Below are 17,404 nucleotides of genomic sequence, written 5' to 3'. Positions count from 1 at the left end.
GTGGGTTTATCAATGTCGATTTTATGACTTTTTTTGTAGAAAAAAAGTAGTTGCAATATTGGAAACGAGATGATATTATTTTAGTGTACTAAGTTGAATAGTACACTTATTGCTTGTTACTGAGTTATATCATAAATTAAATGACGGATGGGAGAACTATGAAAATTATAGACTACCAAGACAGCAGACCTATTTATGAGCAGATAGTCGAGAGTTTTAAATTACAGATATTTAAAGGTATACTCCAGGCTGATGAGCAAATGCCTTCTGTCAGAAGTCTTGCAATGGAACTTTCCACTAATCCCAATACGGTTCAGCGTGCATATACGGAGCTGGAGCGGCAGGGGTTTATTTATACTGTTAAAGGTAGGGGAAACTTTGTCAAGGGAGACGATACTCTTAAAATAACCAAGAAGCAGGAAGTGATAGATGAAATCATGGAACTGTTTGTTGAAGCCAACGCTATAGGAATTGCCTATGACGAAGTATTATCGGAGATAGAAGAGAGGCTAGCCGAACTTAAGAAGGAGGAAGGAAAGGCGTGATTGAGTTAATTGAACTTAACAAGGCGTTTGATGACATCAAAGCTGTCAATCATGTTTCACTGAAGATTGCTGACGGTGAAGTTTTTGGCCTTGTTGGGACAAATGGGGCAGGAAAGAGTACTACGCTTAGGATTATTGCAGGAGTTATCAAACCGGATTCCGGTGTTGTATGTGTTGATAACAGACCTGTATACGACAATCCTGACGTAAAGAAGGATGTGTTTTATATTTCGGATGATCAGTACTTTTTCCCTAACAGTACACCTAATGATATGGCAGGTTTTTATGCATCGGTGTATGTAAATTTTGATAAAGAAAAGTTTTATAAGTTTTTGACAGGCTTTGGCCTTGATAAAGACAGAAAGATAAATACCTTTTCCAAAGGTATGAAGAAGCAGGTATCAATCCTGTTGGGATTATGTGCGGGAACCAAGTACCTTCTTTGTGATGAGACATTCGACGGACTTGATCCTGTTGTCAGACAGGGAGTAAAGAGCCTTTTTGCAGCCGAGATGGAAGACAGAGGTTTGACTCCCGTAATCGCTTCACATAATTTAAGAGAACTTGAAGATATATGCGATCATGTGGGACTTCTTCATAAGGGCGGTGTTATTTTGTCTGAAGATATTTCCGACATGAAACTTAATATGCAGAAAATTCAGTGTGTATTTAAGACTGAAGAAGATGAGAAAAAGGCACTTGAAGGACTTGATGTGCTTATACATGACAGGCGCGGAAGACTTCATACTATTACCGTCAGGGGTGAGAGGGCGGATATAGAGGCTGCATTTAAGCGTGCAGATATGATTTTCTTTGAGATATTGGCTCTTACATTGGAAGAGATCTTCATTAGTGAGACGGAGGTGGTTGGATATGACATCCGCAAATTCATCATGGGTTGATAAAGTTAAAGCAAATAAAAATATAATGAGCAACAAGAGTTTGTGGTCATATGTAATGGTCGCTCCGGTTATGTTTATCGCTTTTGTTGTACCGATGGTGCTTTTGTTCATCAGATCGCATCACTTTGGAATTGAGCATGAGCAGGAAGCAGCTCAGATGCTGTATGAAAAGCAGGTAGTAGTTATGCATACTATCGGACTTGGCTCAATGTTTTATTTTTTGATAGGTGCTCTTGGAATAATATATGCATTTACTAAGTTTTCTTATCTCTTTAGTATGAGTAAGCTTGATTTTTATTTAAGCCTTCCTACTACAAGTGCAAGAAGAATGCAGAGTGCTTATTTCGTTGCGGTTACCAATTTTATAACCATATTCCTCGGCGTAGAAGTTGTTGCAATTCTTACCGCATTGGCATTTGGGGCGTTAAACGCCGCTCTTATCATTGCTGTTCTTATTCAGACAGTCAGAATGATAATATTTTTCTACACATGCTTTACTATAACCACACTTGCCATATTGCTGTGCGGAACAAGGATTATTGCACTTATACTGACAGCTATTATGCTGTATTTCCCATATATAATCGGTGAAGAATTCCATTATCTGAATCGAGTATTCTTTTCAACAGCAAGTTATATGTCGGAAAATACGGCCATTTTGTCACCTTGTAACGATGTAAAAAACCTTGCAAATAACATAATGTACAGATATGAATACTATTCGATAGATAAGTCTTTTGATATTTCAAGCGTTATGAGTAATTATCTTCGTTCAATCAGATATGACATAGATATGATCGTTACTGCAATCATAGCAACAGCGTTGGTTGTATTTGTGTACAAGTACAGAAGAGCAGAACATGTTGGAAAGACTGTTATCTTCAGACTTGTAAGATGGGCATGTAAGGTTCTTGTTTGTGTAATAACATCGCTTGGCGGAATGGTTGTTCTTCATACGATTTTTGATATGACATGGAATCGTAAGCTTTATGTTTTGCTCTGCATTGCAATGCTTACAATATGTGCTTTTACTGGTTCGATTATTGAAATCTGTCTCGACTCGGATGTAAAGAGCTTTGCTAAAGGAAAACGTCAGACTTTCATGGCAATGGCTATACTTTTACTGATTTTTTTTATATACAGAGGTGACCTTCTTGGCTATGACAGTTATGTCCCGAATGCGTCATCTGTTGAGAGTGCGGCTCTTTTTTATAATGATTTCGGATACTATTATCAAAGTGAATATATTCATGGTTTTAATTCCTCAATAGATTGGGACACTTATTCCTTCAAAAATATGAAGATTACGGATATGGATACATTTCTTCCGATTGCCCAAAAGAGTATGGAGTGTGCCAGAAAAGCTGACGGTGATTATTATAAATACGGGTGGGGAGAGAAAATTCTCTATAATCTTAAAGACGGAAGAAAAGTTTATCGTGATGTTGTGATTCCTTATGATATTGATCCCGCGCTTATGGATAAGCTTACAAGCAGTGAAGAATTTATAAAGGGACATGTTCCGTGTTTTGGCGATGACTTTTTTAGAGCAGAACAGATATCAACCGGAGAGGCGTCAATGACGTGTTCTTTCCCCGGGGGAGATGAATTTACAACAGATGTATCGGTTATGGGAGATTTTATAGAAGCATACAAGCAGGATATTCTGGAACACTACAAATTCTCTTATATAAAAGATACCAGTGCTATCGGAGAAGTGGATTTTAATAATGATCCTTATACTTCTTATTCTATGCCTGTATTTGAGAATTTTACACGTGTAATAGATGTGCTGACAAAGAATGGTCTTTATAAAGGAAAAGAGTATCCTGTTGACAAAATACAGGAACTTACGGTTACTGATTATTTTCCCGGGTATAACTTTAATGAGATGTCTTTGGAAGAACAAAGAGAAGTCTATGACAAATGGTATTATGACGGAAAAGATTTTGGTTTTAACGTAGAAACATATACCGATAAAGACAAGATAAAAGAAATCATGGAAAACTGTATATTTGAGAACTATGTTGAGTGGGAGAATCCGTTTGATAAGGTAGACAAGAAGTTTAATGTATCATTTGATGACAAATATCAAGATGCTTTTACATATCACTATAGCTTCAAGAAAGGATCTGTTCCTAAATTTGTTTATGAGGATTTTAATAAGTGAAGATAAAGTCTTTGATTACTGAAAGAACTAAACAACCGAAACAAAGAGTAAAGACTGTAGGAAAGAGAGAACTCATTTCATGGTTCTTTCTTCTCCCTTCGCTGATCGGAGTATTTGTATTTTTTGTGGCACCGTTCATGGTTATTATAGGTTATTCATTTATGAATAACCCGATACAGAAAGAGTTTGTCGGATTTAGTAACTTTGTGAATGTTTGGAATAATGACGCGTTTAGGAAAGCGGGACTTAATACTCTTAATTTTTCCTTTACCGCGGTGCCGCTTGCGGTTGTACTATCGCTGATACTTGCTGCAGTGATGGAATCAAGGATTCCGTTTAAGAGCTTTTTCAGGTCGTCGTTCTTAAGTCCGCTTATGGTTCCGACGGCATCGATAGTACTTATCTGGCAGGTAATGTTTCATCAGAACGGAATTGTAAACAACGTTCTTGCAGCGCTTGGGGATACATCCAAGACAGACTGGCTTAAGTCAGATAAAGCATACGTCGTTTTGCTTACGCTTTTTTTATGGAAGAACCTTGGATATAACATGATCCTGTTCATGTCTGCGCTTGCAGGAATTCCAAAGGAACTTATAGAAGTTGCAAGAATAGAAAGTGCCGGTAAATTACAGATATTTTGGCATGTGAAGCTTAGGTTTATATCACCTACGATAATGTTTGTGACTATTATGTCGCTTATCAATTCATTTAAGGTTTTCAGGGAGATATACCTGCTGACCGGAGATTATCCTTATGACACGCTTTATATGCTGCAACATTACATGAACAATAAATTCGCATCGCTGGACTATCAGATGCTTTCTGCGGCGGCGATAATCATGTTCATAATTGTTTCGATACTCATATACTTTTTGATAAAGTTTGAGGACTCATACGGTAAAGACGTCGAAGGATAATAGCTTTTATGGAAAATGAGTTTAGCAAAATATACAGAAAAAGAATAAAACAGAAAAAAGAACTTGAAGATAGAACAAAGAAGATTATAGTAACAGTTTCGGCAATTATATTCGCATTTTTCTTCATAATGCCGACACTTCTTACGCTTACCAATTCGTTTATGGCTGCGACAGAGATAAATGCGAATTACGGTTCAATTTTTGATAATTACGGCAAAAACGAAAATGGAGCGAGGACATACATTTCAAAGACTGTAAATCTAAAGTTTATTCCGGATATGGTTACTTTTGATCAGTATTACACGGTTCTTTTAAAGAGTCCCGAATATCTGCTCAAGTTCTGGTATTCAATGATATATACGGTTCCGATAGTTATAGTACAGCTTGCGCTTGCATCGTTTGCGGCTTACGGATTTTCGCGGCATGAGAGCAGGATAAAAAATGTGATATTTTTCGTTTATGTCATTCTGATGCTTATGCCATATCAGGTCACACTTGTTCCGAACTACCTGGTTTCGGATTTTCTGGGGATTCTGGATACAAAGTGGGCAATATGGTTTCCCGGATTTTTTTCACCGTTCGCAATATATCTGCTAACCAAATTTATGAAACGAGTTCCCAAGGAACTTACAGAAGCGGCAGAGATAGACGGTGCCGGTGAATGGGAGATTTTTTCAAGGATACAATTTCCGCTGTGCAAGGGCGGGATCGCTTCAATAATGATATTGGTATTTTTCGACTATTGGAATATGGTTGAGCAACCTCTTATCTTACTAAAGGATGTAGATAAACATCCGCTGTCGGTATTTTTGTCAAAGATCAATCAAGGTGAGATAAGTCTTGCGTTTGCAGTTGCGGTAATATATTTAATTCCGCCGTTGTTATTGTTCTTGTACGGCGAAGATTATTTGGTGGAAGGTATTTCCTACCAAGGAGGAGTCAAAGGATGAGTAATGAAAATCAGCTTATCGTTGAAGATAAGGATACAGACAAAGAGAAGGACAAAAAGAGGGATAAAAAAGATATTGTAAAGAACGTAGCAATTGTTTTTCTTTGCATTATGCTTGCGCTGACATTCTTTTCAAATACCATCATGAATTATTCGCTTGCACAGGTTGCGACCACTGCGGTGGATAGCGGAGAAATAATCAAGGAAATTCCTATATCCGGAGAAATTGTCGCAGAAGACCCGTATGAAGTTACAGTAAAAGAATCGAGAAAGATTTCAGGTGTTGCCGTAAAGGAAGGCGCACACGTAAAGAAAGACGACATTCTCTTTTACCTTGATGATATAGAGTCGGAAGAGTTTCTTGCAGAAAAAAAGAATTTGGATGATCTTGAGCTTGCATATGATAAAGAGCTTTTTTCGGGAAATGTGCCGGACGATGTTATTACAAATGTTCGTAAAGGGAAAAAGTCATCACATGATAAACTTCAGAGTGAATTGAAGGCGGCAACTGACAGATATGATGCGGCACTTGATGCAGACCGCGCGGCTCAGGCGCAGATTGACGCAATTACTCAAAAAGCATCTACAGATAGCGCTGACAGTGCTTATAATGCAGCAACTCCCGGATATACTCTTGCACAGGCTCAGGCAGATCTTGCTGATGCGCAGGCTCGTGGAGATGAGGACAGAGTAGAGGATCTTCAGAAAAAGGTAGACGAACTTACAAAAGATCAGAGCCAACTTACTAATCTCGGAACGCAGCTTGATGCTGACAATCAAAAAAAGCTTGCTGCGGCTACGGCGGAGAAGGCTAGGACTGCTGCAGAGCTTGAGGCAGCTACAAAGGAAAAGGAAAAAGTTTTGGCAAGCTTGGGATCAGAGATAGGTCTTACGGATTTAAAGGATAAGATTGCTGAGTCAAAGGCAAAGCTTGCAAAGCTTGAGGCTGAGTCAACAGGAGCAACCATAAAGGCACCCGTTGATGGAATAATCTCCAGCATAAATAAAGTTGCCGGAGAAAAGACAAATGCAGAAGAACCCGTTGCGGTTATTCAGGTTGACGGAAAGGACATGACACTTGAGTGCTCCGTAAAAGTTGAGCAGGCAAAGAGAGTAAAAGTCGGAAACGTTGCCGAACTTACAAATCCGTACAGCTTTGAAAAACCAGAGGAATTTAAGGCAATACTTAAGTCCATTAGAAATGACAAAAAAGATCCTGCAAATATGAAGGTTTTGACCTTTAAGATTCAGAGTTCCGAGGTTACTCCGGGACAGGAAGTATCTCTTAAGATGGGCGAAAAGCCCAAGCATTATGATCTGATTGTTCCCAATAATGCAATCAAAGGCGCAGACAACAGGAACTATGTACTTGTTCTTACAGAGAAGAGTTCCCCTCTTGGAAACAGATATATTGCTACAAAGGTTGAAGTAAATACTCTTGATTCAGATTCGAAGAATACAGCGATTGAGGGTAATCTTCCCGAATATTGCAGTATTATAACAACAGCTTCAAAAGCGATAGAGCCCGGAGATCAGGTAAGACTTGCAGAGAAATAATTATGGATAAAGAAAAAGTATCAGAGTTTAATGAAAAAGCAAAAAATAAAATAAAGACTTTTTTAATCGAGGCAAAAGTACCGCTTATACTCATTACGATACTGCTTTTGATAGATCTTATTCTGGGGATCATAACGAGATTTATGGTTGGGAGTATGCCTGACCAGAATGTTATAGGAAGGTTATCTGTTGATGATAAATGGGCACAGGTAAGTGTGTTTTATGCCCAGAATCAGTGTATTGATGAAAATGCCATCAAAAAACTTGAATATGATTTTAAAAATAAGATGGTAGATGAGGGCGGAATCAATGAAAAAAAGCTGAATTTCAGCAGTTGTTACAGTGCTCAGGGATCTGTAGGCATTAGCTACGATAAAGATAAGGAGCCGTACAAGGCTCGTGCCATAGGAGTCGGAGGAGAGTTTTTTTCTTTTTCACCCGCTTAATTTTGTGACGGGTAATGCATTTAAAGATGATCCCACGATGTCCAATTATATTGTGTTGGATAAGCAGATAGCGTGGGATATGTTTGGATCCAGCGATATATGTGGAGAAGTTGTTTATATCAATAATTTTCCGCATTATATTGCAGGTGTTGTAGACAGAGAAGAGGGAAGGTTTAGTGATGCCGCAGGACTAAAAGAGCCTGTTATCTATATGTCCTATGAAAGCCTTTCAAGATTTGGAGATATATACAGCGGCAGAACAGTAGAAAAAGAGATTTCCGAAACCGGACAGAAAGCTAAGTTCGGCGGGATCAATTGTTATGAGATTGCTTGCCCCAATCCCGTAGAAGGGATTGTTTGCAAATATATAACTGAGAGTTGCGGTCTGGATGGCGGATCGGTGCACATCTGCGAGAATTCAGAGAGGTTTAAACCTATGTCGCTTCTCGAAGTTGCAGCTTCTTTTGGTACAAGAAGTATGTGGCAAAAGGCAATATATTACCCTTATTGGGAAAACATTGCCAGAGGATACGAAGATGTTTTATCTGTCCTTTTTATTATTGGACTGTTTTTGAAAGTGAGCGTTGTTGTGACAGTCATCCTTTTTGTAAAGAATTGCTATACGCATAGGGAGACTGATCTTCACGGCTTAATGGAAAAACTGGCTGATAAGAAGTATGAACTTGAAGTGAAAATTAATGACAGGAAGAAGAAAAAGAGGATAAGTAAATGGGAAAAAGACAATTTGTCGGGAGAGCAGTAAGTTGTTTGCTTGTATCCGTACTTTTGGCAACATCGATGACCGGATGCGGTAAAAAGAAAAATAGTGGCGTTTCATTGGAAGATGCCAAGAAAATTGATAAAAACTGTATTTTTAAACAGGAAGACATTGAAGGTATTCTTGAGCCGGGCGAAGAGGTATCTGTTCTTACAAGTGCCGGAGATAAGATCAAGGTTGTTGCAAATACTGAAAATGGAAAGTGCAGATTGATCTCTTTTAATTCTGATGGATCCGATGTTCAATCAGTAGATGTCGGAAGCGGAAAAGATACTTATGTATATAATTGCGTATTCGATAAAGACGGAAACGCTTATATGAGAGTCTACGTAGGTGACAGAGATATGATGTACGGTGGGAGCGTAGAAGCTGATGATTCTGAAGATGCTTCTGCAGAAGAAGTTTCATCTGCAGATTCTTCTGCGTCAGACGCTTCAGTGGCTGATACTGCTACAGCAGACGCTTCTGTAGCAGAAACATCAGCTGATGAAGCTAATGCTTCTGAAGACAGTAAGTCTGAAGGTGATGCGTCGGAGGAAGGAAAATCTTATTTTGTAAAGCTCGATCCTACAGGAAAAGAGCTTGCAAAGGTTGATCTTGACCAGTTTTCTAAAGAAGGAGCCGGTGAAGATGAAGGATTCGATCTTTACAATATGATTTGGACTGAGAAATATGGTCTTATCGGTCTTTCGGAAGAAGCAATTCAAACTTTTGATGAGAAAAACGGACCTCAGGTTCTGATCGAGAAAAAGAAGATCTGCGGCGATGACGGATGGATCAACAATATGTCTAAGCTTTCCGAGAATGAGCTTCTCTTGACATATTATGATGGTTCGGGAGAAGGTGGCGAAATCAACGCGATTTTTGACCTTGATAAAAAAGAAATCGGTAAGAAACTTGATGGCTTCGGTAAGTACAGTAATTATAGTTTCTTTACAGGCGGCGAGGGAAATCTGTACGCATCAAACGAAGACGGTATTTTTAAATATGACATGAACGCAGGTAAGCTCAACAAGCTTCTTGATCTTAGAGATTCCAACATAGGTAACGGTGGATATATGTGGTTTGATGCCGTTGCACTAAGTGATACGGAGTTTATTGCAAATATTCCCGGATCGGATGATGAAAGAGGCAGTGGTTCGATTTTGGCAAGACTTACCAAGGTTAATCCTGAAGATGTAGTTGATAAGACCGTTATTACACTGATGTCACAATACATGAATGGTGATATCGGAAATGCGATCATGAAATTTAACAGATCAAATGATAAGTATATGATCAAGATGATCAATTACGATACTTTGTATCAGGATGATTGGGAAGCTGCACAAAAGCAGTTTAATCTTGATATCACTTCGGGAAAAGCTGCTGATATTATCTGTGTTTCAAATAATGAAGCTGCATTACGTAAGTATGTTGATAAGGGAATATTGCTCGACCTTACACCTGCATTTGAAAAAGGCGGTCCGCTTGGAGATATCGAGTATCTTCCCAATGTGGCTGAAATGATGAAAATTGACGGTAAATTCTATACATTTATGCCTTCGTTTTATGTTGAAACATGTTCAGCAAAGACAAAATTCCTTAATGGAAAAACAACTCTTTCATTTAAGGATTGGGATGATATTATTAACGCCAACGGTGCAAAATATGATCTTGCATTCGGAACGTATAACTCAAGAGAAAATGTCGGATCATATTTATGGACATATTACGGCGACAAGTTCGTTGACTGGAAGAATAAGAAGTGTAACTTTAACAGTCCGGAATTTATTGAATATCTGAACTTTGTAAGTAAATTCCCTGATGAGGAACATCAACACGAAAGTGAAGAAAACGGAGAGTGGGTTCCTGAAGAAAAATATGTCCAGGAAGATAAAACATTGTTCTACAGAACATACCTCAATAGCTTTGAGGAGTATGGACGTATTAAGCAGCTCACCTTTAAAGAAGATTTTGAATTTATAGGATTTCCTAATGACAGCGGTGAGAATCTGGCAGCAATTTATCCTTCTACATTTGCCGTAAACAGCAAAACAGAACATAAGGATGTTATTTATGATCTGATCAAGAGTATTTTGACTGCGGAAAAGGATGCTTTCTATGGATTCTCTCCGGTTAAGGCTAAGTTTGAAGAACAATTTGCTGAGGCTACAAAAGAAAAGCCTGAAGATGATTATAGATCGACCTGGTGGGATCAGGTTACCGGAAAGGAAGTAAAGGCAAAACCTCTGACTCAGGAGGAAGCGCAGCTTGTGAAGGATTATATCCTTGGTATCAAGTCGCTTGAATGTTATGACGAGGAAGTGTCCAAGATTGTTGAAGAAGAGACTGCAACATTCTACAGTGGACAGAAAACGGCTGAACAGGTTGCTGAAGTTATTCAGAACAGAGTTACTACATATCTGAATGAGAACAGCTAACGACTTGAATGTTCAGTCAAGATTTACGGAGAAGAGAAATGAGAAAAGTTGGTACAGTAAAGAGTACTGTTTGTAGTATTCTTGTTCTGTTACTTTGTGTAACATCAATTACCGCTTGCGGTAAAAAGAAAAATAATGGCGTCTCATTGGAAGAAGCCAAGAAAATTGATAAAAATGTAATTTTTAAACAGGAAGACATGGAGGGCATTCTTGAACCCGGCGAAGAAGCTGCTGTTATCAAATGCGTCGGTGATAAGATAAAGGTCTTTACAAGGTCCGATATGGGAAAATGCAGATTAATTACATTTAATCCGGATGGATCCGATGTTCAATCTGTCGATGTCGGAAGTGAAAAGAATTTTTATGTAATTAACGGTTCTTTTGATAAAGACGGAATTGCATATTTGGACGTCTATGAAGGCAAGAGAAATATAGAAGGAATGCCCGATGATACTGAGAATTCAGAATCAGGTGCCGCAGATGAAGCTTCTTTGGACGCTTCGTCTGCAGACTCTTCTAATACAGATGCTTCGTCTGCAGGCACTTCTGCAGAAGAAACTTCAGCTGATGAATCTGAGACTTCCGGTGATGGCGAAGACAGAGCATCAGAGGATGGCAAAAATTATTTTGTAAAGCTTGATCCAAGCGGAAAGGAAATTGCCAAGGTTGATCTTGCGCAGTTTGCTCCTAAAGATAATCAGGACGAAGGCGTTGAGTTCAATATTAATAATTTGACATGGACTGAGAAATACGGTCTTATTTGCCTTACGGAAGAGGGAGTTCAAACCTTTGATGAGAAGAACGGTCCGCAGATGCTGATTGAAAAGAAGAAAATTTGCGGTGAAGACGGTTGGATCGATAATCTTATCAAGTTGTCAGAGAATGAGATGATTATATCTTATTATGGTGGAGATGATGGCGAAGTTAACGCTATACTCGACCTTGACAAAAAAGAAGTCGGAAAACCGCTTGAAGGCATTGATAAGTATGGCAATTATACATTTTTCTCGGACAATGCAGGAAACCTGTTTGCATCGAATGATAGCGGAGTATATAAGTATGATCTCAAGGGTTCTAAATTAAATAAAATTCTTGATTTTAAAGATTCCAATATCGGCACAGGTGGTTACATGTGGCTTGAGATGGTTGCGATAAGTGATACGGAGTTTATTGCAAGTATCCCTGAAGATGAGCAGTATAGTAAGGTTTCTCTAGCAAGACTTACCAAAGTCAATCCTGAAGATGTAGCGGATAAGACTATTATTACGCTTATGTCAGAGTGGAATGATTCAGAGATCGGAACTGCCATCATGAAGTTCAACAGGTCAAATGATAAGTACCAGATTAAAATTATCAACTACAATGAATTATATTCTGATGATTGGGAGACTATAGAAAAGCAGTTTAATCTTGATATTACGTCAGGAAAAGCTGCCGATATCATAAGTGTTTCCGGAAGCGAAGCGGCTATTCGTAAGTATGTTGATAAGGGTATTTTGATGGATCTTACACCTGCATTTGAAAAGGGGGGACCGCTCGGTGATATTGAGTTTCTTCCAAATGTGGCTGAAATGATGAAGGTCGACGGCAAAACATACACATTTATGCCTTCATTTTATGTTAATTCATATGCTGCCAAATCAAAATTCCTTAATGGAAAAACAACTCTTACATTTAAGGAGTGGCAGGATATTATTGAAAATAGCGGAGCAAACTACGATCTTGCTATGGGAACATATAATTCAAAAGAAAATATGGGCGCAACTTTATGGTCAAGTTATGGCGATATATTTGTTGACTGGAAGAATAAGAAGTGTAATTTTAACTCACCTGATTTTATTGAATATCTGAATTTTGTAAATAAGTTTCCCGATGAGGAACATCAAAATGAGGGTAAGGAAAACGGTGAATGGGTTGATGATGATAAATTTGTAGCAGAGGATAAAACTATTTTCTACAGGACATTTTTCTCGGACCCCGGTGATTATGCACGTTATAAACAGCTGGCATTCAGAGAAGATTTTGAAATGGTAGGTCTTCCCAATAACTCCGGTGAGAATCTTGCTTCGCTTGATGGTTCTATGTTTGCTGTAAACAACAAAACAGAACATAAGGACGTTATCTTGGATCTCATTAAGGGTATTTTGACAGATGAGAAGGATTCATGGTATGGATTCCCGACAATTAAGCCTAAGTTTGAAGCGCAGTTCCAGGAGGCGACAAAGGAAAAACCTAAGGATGACCAGACATACTGGGTAGATCCCGTAACCGGAAAGCACGTTACAATAAAGCCTTTATCTGAAGAGGAAGCTAAGAAGTTACATGATTATATTCTTTCCATAAACAAATTGGATTGCTATGACGAAGAAATAAACAATATTGTTCAGGAAGAAACGGGAGCATTCTTTGGTGGGCAAAAGACTGCCGAACAGGTTGCCGAAGTTATACAAAACAGAGTTACAACATATCTTAATGAAAACAGCTAATACTTAAATACATTTTGCATCATGGGGAGGACACTTTTTTCCTATGCTGAGATAATTCAGAACAGAGTTAATGTATACATTAATGAGAATAGCTGATTTTATAGGAGGGTGCGCGCTATTTGCGTAACCCTCCTATGCTATAATAGAAATTAGAAGTGGAGATAAGCGTATGAGAAAAGAAAAACTATCAAAAAAAGTTGTAACAGGCATCCTTGCAACGGCTTTATGTGCTACAGCTTTTACGGGATGCGGGAAAAAAGCAGCCGACGGTATGACTGTTTTGGAGGAAAAAGTTCCACAGCAGGCAGACAGCGGCATTTATAAACAGGCAAATCTTGAGGGAATCACCAAAGAAGGTGAGTATCTGGAATTCTTTGATTATGAAAGCGGACGGGTAATTGCCGTAGCTCACGGTCAAGACGGAAAACGCAGATGTGTTTCTTTTAAACCTGACGGATCCGATATAAAATCTTTTGACATTGCAGGCGATGGAAACAGCATGTCAGCTCTTTTTACTGCTGACAAGGACGGAAATCTCTATATGCAATATCAGGAATTCTCCGAAGAAAAAGGAGGTGCAGAGGACGAAGAAGGTGTTGCTCACGCCGGCGAAAATGACGGAAGCCTTGAGGCTAGCGGTGAGGGCGAGAATGATGATGCAAGCGTCGGAGATTCAGCACCTGCAACCGAAGAAGGCGCAGAAGATATTTCTTACAAGGTAAGCAAGGCTTTTCTTGTGAAGTTCGATACTACAGGAAAAGAAGTGCTTAATAAAGATATCATTGATGCGTTTTCGGGAGAAGAAAACTTTAGTGTCAATGGTCTTGTCTGGACTCAGAAGAACGGTCTTTTGTTCAATACTACAAAAGGAATAATGAAATTTGATGAGAACAGCGGTCTTAGCACTGTTATGGAGCGCGGAGATTTTGGCGATTCATATGAGGGATATTGCACTCTCTTTAAGGGAGCGGACGATCAGCTTTTTGCTTCGATATACAGAGTCGAAGGTGAGGGATATATGTGCTACAAGGTCGATCTTGATAATAAGAAACTCAACGATCCGCTCGGAGTGTTTAATGACAATTATTATGATTTCTTCTCGGGAGAAGGCTATGATTTCTATGCGGCAGACACCGAGGCACTTTACGGATATGACAGCAAGGCCGGCAAAGCAGTGAAGGTTGTAGATTTCCCCGGATCGGGAATGAGCCCCGACGTTGCAGGAATCGTGTTAAATCACGCCGTAATTGTGAGCGATAAAGAGATTATTGCTGATATGCCCGGTGGATCGGAGTTTACAGCAAACATCTGCAAGCTTACAAAAACGTGAGCGTTATAACGCAGAAAAACAGTGAGTTTGCGTCACTAAAAACTGTAAAAGCCGGTACGTTATATGGTTAATTTTATCTTTATGGGTTAATATTAATGAGTTTTTTTCTTCCGAGTGATATAATACATTCTGGAGGAAAAATGAAGAAATGGATGATAAGAAGATTATGAATGAAAATGTACCCTACGTTGTCCATGAGGCAACATTGTCAAGGCTTGAAAGAGGCAACAGAAGAATGTTGATCGCGCTTGCAATTTGCGTGGTTGTGATGCTACTAAACAATATTGCTTGGTTTGTGCATGAGGAGCACATTGCTAATCCTGAGAAACATACAAAACAGGAGAGTGTAACTGATAACGAGGATGAATCCGGATACGATGACGGCTACGGAGACGAGTACTCCGATGAAGAATATCGTGACGGTAGAAGGGAGTCGGGGAAAGGACGCTAAAGATAAAAATTTCCTCGATAAATTATTTGGTAATCTAAAAAAGAATAAAGATGGCAATAAGGATTCTAAAGACAGTAAAGATACCAAAAAGAAGAATACAAGAAACAGAAAAGACACTTGATAATATTAAACCTGATAAAGATAGGATTAAATATAAACAGGCTCATGGATTTTACTCTGTGAGTCTGTTTTTATTGATGTGTAATCCTTTAATTATTGGGGAAATATGATATAATCTCATTGTATTGTTGGCAAATTGTTATTGTTCATGCTTGAATGATAACAATACAATTTCATATTGATAAGGGGAGAAAAAGCATGACAGACAAAGTTAAATCAGTTACTAGTAAAGGCAAAGGTCTTGCAAATGAATTCCGCGAGTTTATTATGCGCGGCAATGTTCTCGACATGGCAGTCGGTGTAATTATCGGTGGAGCATTTCAGAAGATTATTTCATCTCTTGTTGATGACATAATCATGCCGGTAATCAGTATTATCACAGGCGGCATTGATTTCAACAATATGTTTGTATGCCTTGACGGCAACACGTATGTAACTCTTGAAGCGGCTAAAGAAGCTGGAGCCGTAACACTTAACTACGGAACATTTATTACCGTTGTTATCAATTTCCTTTTGATGGCAATCGTAATCTTTGCACTTGTTAAGGTAATGAACTCAGTAAGTTCCAAGTTTGAAAAAGAAAAGGCAGAGGAACCGGCGACAACAAAGATCTGTCCTCACTGCAAATCTGAGATCAACATTGAGGCAACAAGATGCCCTCATTGTACATCCGAATTGGGTTGATAGTATATTATTCTTTAGTTTATAATAGTTTTGAAAAAAGAGTCGCGAGCGGCTCTTTTTTCAATAAAAAGCTTTTTATAGGATAAAAAGATGGCAAAAGTAATCATGGTTCAGGGAACTATGTCGGGGGCGGGAAAAAGCCTTCTTGTAGCCGGTTTGTGCAGAATATTCAGGCAGGATGGCTATGTGGCAGCACCCTTCAAATCTCAGAATATGGCGCTTAATTCCTTTATTACTTCAGAGGGTCTTGAGATGGGAAGAGCACAGGTTATGCAGGCTGAGTGCGCAGGCATTGAGCCTTTGGTCTGCATGAATCCTATTCTTTTAAAACCTACAAGCGATGTTGGCTCTCAGGTTATCGTTAACGGTGAAGTAATCGGAAATATGAGTGCACGCGAATACTTTGCATATAAGAAAAAACTTGTTCCCGATATAATCAAGGCATTTGAACAGCTTAGCAAGAAAGCTGATATTATCGTGATAGAAGGCGCGGGAAGTCCCGCAGAAATAAACCTAAAAGAAAATGACATCGTAAATATGGGAATGGCCAAGATGGTCGATGCACCTGTTCTTCTTGTCGGTGATATAGACAGGGGCGGAGTTTTTGCCCAGCTCTTTGGAACAACAATGCTTCTTGAAGATGGGGAGAGAGACAGGATAAAAGGCTTTGTGATCAACAAATTCAGAGGCGATGTTTCTTTGCTTGATTCAGGAATTGATATGATCACTGAGAAAACAGGCATTAAGACGGCCGGAGTTATCCCATATATGAACATCAAAGTTGATGACGAGGATTCACTTACCGATAAGTTTAATGACAAATCAAAAGCAGAAGTGAGCGGAAACGCTGCGGATATCGTCGTTATAAGGTATCCCAGGATTTCCAATTTTACAGACTTTAACTGCTTTGACGCTCTAAGTAATGCGGTTGTAAGATACGTTGATTCTGTATACGATCTCGGAGACCCCGATATTATCTTCCTGCCCGGAAGCAAGAATACGATAGCCGACCTTAAATGGCTCAGGGAATCGGGCATTGAAGCTGTGATAAAACGTTATTCAATGAAAAAGCCCGTATTCGGAATCTGCGGAGGTTTCCAGATGCTTGGAAATAAGATAATCGATCCTTCCGGTGCCGAAAGCGGAATTGGTTCAGCAATCAGGGGAATGGAACTTCTTGATATCGATACGCAGATTCGGGAGGAAAAGGTCAGAAAACAGGTTGATGCTAAGATTTCTTTTCCGAAAGGAATATTTGAATCACTTAAAGATATGGAGATTTCAGGATATGAGATCCACATGGGCGAGAGTGCCGGAGGCGGAGCAGATCAAGTAGGCACAGGAGCCGGCGGAGATGCAGATAACGGAAATGATGCGATTGAAGGTGATGGTTGCAATCTTGTGGTCAGCAATGGAAAGAATGTCTATGGAAGCTATGTACACGGTCTTTTTGATAAGGGGAATATTGCTGCATGTATATTGAAGGCGCTGGGTAAATCGGACTCAGAGAAATTTTCTTATGAAGAATTTAAAGAGAGCCAGTATGATATACTTGCTGATACAATAAGGCAGAGCATGGATATGGATTATGTGTATTCGTGTCTTAAAGATGCTAAAATAACATTGTAGTTCATTTTTTTGGAGTT

Annotated in this window: 15 protein-coding genes; all 15 read left to right on the top strand. The window is 39.0% G+C overall.

What is annotated here, in order from left to right; all coding sequences use genetic code 11:
* Window positions 1-158: 158 nt before the first annotated feature.
* The 15 genes from CD00_RS0105255 (at window position 159) to CD00_RS0105185 (ending at window position 17,387) form a co-directional block, all read left to right on the top strand.
* Window positions 159-545 (top strand): GntR family transcriptional regulator, encoded by a 387-nt coding sequence (locus tag CD00_RS0105255; RefSeq protein ID WP_026655000.1) that lies wholly within the window; start codon window positions 159-161, stop codon window positions 543-545.
* On the top strand, window positions 542-1,447 hold the full coding sequence (locus CD00_RS0105250; RefSeq protein WP_026654999.1) for an ABC transporter ATP-binding protein: 906 nt from the start codon (window positions 542-544) through the stop codon (window positions 1,445-1,447). The genes CD00_RS0105255 and CD00_RS0105250 overlap by 4 nt, the downstream gene beginning before the upstream one ends.
* Window positions 1,419-3,617 carry a hypothetical protein gene (locus CD00_RS0105245; RefSeq protein ID WP_026654997.1) on the top strand — a complete coding sequence of 733 codons (2,199 nt, stop codon included), beginning with the start codon at window positions 1,419-1,421 and terminating at the stop codon, window positions 3,615-3,617. The genes CD00_RS0105250 and CD00_RS0105245 overlap by 29 nt, the downstream gene beginning before the upstream one ends.
* Entirely contained in the window at window positions 3,614-4,534 is a 921-nt protein-coding gene (locus CD00_RS0105240) for a carbohydrate ABC transporter permease (protein ID WP_081670519.1), read from the top strand. The genes CD00_RS0105245 and CD00_RS0105240 overlap by 4 nt, the downstream gene beginning before the upstream one ends.
* A gap of 8 nt (window positions 4,535-4,542) precedes the next feature.
* Entirely contained in the window at window positions 4,543-5,484 is a 942-nt protein-coding gene (locus tag CD00_RS0105235) for a carbohydrate ABC transporter permease (RefSeq protein ID WP_051594089.1), read from the top strand.
* On the top strand, window positions 5,481-7,040 hold the full coding sequence (locus CD00_RS0105230) for an HlyD family efflux transporter periplasmic adaptor subunit (protein WP_026654994.1): 1,560 nt from the start codon (window positions 5,481-5,483) through the stop codon (window positions 7,038-7,040). Before CD00_RS0105235 ends, CD00_RS0105230 begins: the two co-directional genes overlap by 4 nt.
* 2 nt (window positions 7,041-7,042) lie before the next feature.
* Window positions 7,043-7,486 carry a hypothetical protein gene (locus CD00_RS0105225; RefSeq protein WP_026654993.1) on the top strand — a complete coding sequence of 148 codons (444 nt, stop codon included), beginning with the start codon at window positions 7,043-7,045 and terminating at the stop codon, window positions 7,484-7,486.
* Between the two features lie 37 nt (window positions 7,487-7,523).
* Window positions 7,524-8,249 carry an ABC transporter permease gene (locus CD00_RS0105220; RefSeq protein WP_185750395.1) on the top strand — a complete coding sequence of 242 codons (726 nt, stop codon included), beginning with the start codon at window positions 7,524-7,526 and terminating at the stop codon, window positions 8,247-8,249.
* Window positions 8,216-10,687, top strand: coding sequence for an ABC transporter substrate-binding protein (locus CD00_RS0105215; RefSeq protein WP_026654990.1), 2,472 nt, complete (start codon window positions 8,216-8,218; stop codon window positions 10,685-10,687). The genes CD00_RS0105220 and CD00_RS0105215 overlap by 34 nt, the downstream gene beginning before the upstream one ends.
* A gap of 38 nt (window positions 10,688-10,725) precedes the next feature.
* Complete coding sequence (locus tag CD00_RS0105210) at window positions 10,726-13,173, top strand: ABC transporter substrate-binding protein (protein ID WP_026654989.1); 2,448 nt, start codon at window positions 10,726-10,728, stop codon at window positions 13,171-13,173.
* A 169-nt stretch (window positions 13,174-13,342) separates the two neighbouring features.
* Window positions 13,343-14,503: a hypothetical protein gene (locus CD00_RS0105205; protein WP_026654988.1), complete on the top strand. Its 1,161-nt coding sequence runs from the start codon at window positions 13,343-13,345 to the stop codon at window positions 14,501-14,503.
* A 148-nt stretch (window positions 14,504-14,651) separates the two neighbouring features.
* Window positions 14,652-14,954, top strand: coding sequence for a hypothetical protein (locus tag CD00_RS0105200; protein WP_026654987.1), 303 nt, complete (start codon window positions 14,652-14,654; stop codon window positions 14,952-14,954).
* 50 nt (window positions 14,955-15,004) lie between these two features.
* The gene (locus tag CD00_RS0105195) at window positions 15,005-15,184 is read left to right on the top strand and encodes a hypothetical protein (protein ID WP_026654986.1); all 180 of its coding nucleotides are present in this window, start codon (window positions 15,005-15,007) and stop codon (window positions 15,182-15,184) included.
* An 88-nt stretch (window positions 15,185-15,272) separates the two neighbouring features.
* Window positions 15,273-15,758: a large conductance mechanosensitive channel protein MscL gene (gene mscL, locus CD00_RS0105190; RefSeq protein ID WP_051198952.1), complete on the top strand. Its 486-nt coding sequence runs from the start codon at window positions 15,273-15,275 to the stop codon at window positions 15,756-15,758.
* A 90-nt stretch (window positions 15,759-15,848) separates the two neighbouring features.
* A complete protein-coding gene (locus CD00_RS0105185; RefSeq protein ID WP_026654983.1) occupies window positions 15,849-17,387 on the top strand; it encodes a cobyric acid synthase in 1,539 nt (512 codons plus the stop codon).
* Window positions 17,388-17,404: the final 17 nt, after the last annotated feature.

The sequence above is a fragment of the Butyrivibrio sp. AE3003 genome, assembly GCF_000686065.1.
Taxonomy (GTDB): Bacteria; Bacillota; Clostridia; order Lachnospirales; family Lachnospiraceae; genus Butyrivibrio; species Butyrivibrio hungatei_A.
This window is presented reverse-complemented; position numbering and strand designations above follow the sequence as displayed.

Coding starts and splice junctions, on each gene's coding strand:
- CD00_RS0105210 (WP_026654989.1), top strand. CDS start 10,726: ATGAGAAAAGTTGGTACAGTAAAGAGTACTGTTTGTAGTATTCTTGTT.
- CD00_RS0105185 (WP_026654983.1), top strand. CDS start 15,849: ATGGCAAAAGTAATCATGGTTCAGGGAACTATGTCGGGGGCGGGAAAA.
- CD00_RS0105220 (WP_185750395.1), top strand. CDS start 7,524: ATGTCCAATTATATTGTGTTGGATAAGCAGATAGCGTGGGATATGTTT.
- CD00_RS0105245 (WP_026654997.1), top strand. CDS start 1,419: ATGACATCCGCAAATTCATCATGGGTTGATAAAGTTAAAGCAAATAAA.
- CD00_RS0105235 (WP_051594089.1), top strand. CDS start 4,543: ATGGAAAATGAGTTTAGCAAAATATACAGAAAAAGAATAAAACAGAAA.
- CD00_RS0105200 (WP_026654987.1), top strand. CDS start 14,652: ATGGATGATAAGAAGATTATGAATGAAAATGTACCCTACGTTGTCCAT.
- CD00_RS0105230 (WP_026654994.1), top strand. CDS start 5,481: ATGAGTAATGAAAATCAGCTTATCGTTGAAGATAAGGATACAGACAAA.
- mscL (WP_051198952.1), top strand. CDS start 15,273: ATGACAGACAAAGTTAAATCAGTTACTAGTAAAGGCAAAGGTCTTGCA.
- CD00_RS0105205 (WP_026654988.1), top strand. CDS start 13,343: ATGAGAAAAGAAAAACTATCAAAAAAAGTTGTAACAGGCATCCTTGCA.
- CD00_RS0105225 (WP_026654993.1), top strand. CDS start 7,043: ATGGATAAAGAAAAAGTATCAGAGTTTAATGAAAAAGCAAAAAATAAA.
- CD00_RS0105215 (WP_026654990.1), top strand. CDS start 8,216: ATGGGAAAAAGACAATTTGTCGGGAGAGCAGTAAGTTGTTTGCTTGTA.
- CD00_RS0105195 (WP_026654986.1), top strand. CDS start 15,005: ATGGCAATAAGGATTCTAAAGACAGTAAAGATACCAAAAAGAAGAATA.
- CD00_RS0105255 (WP_026655000.1), top strand. CDS start 159: ATGAAAATTATAGACTACCAAGACAGCAGACCTATTTATGAGCAGATA.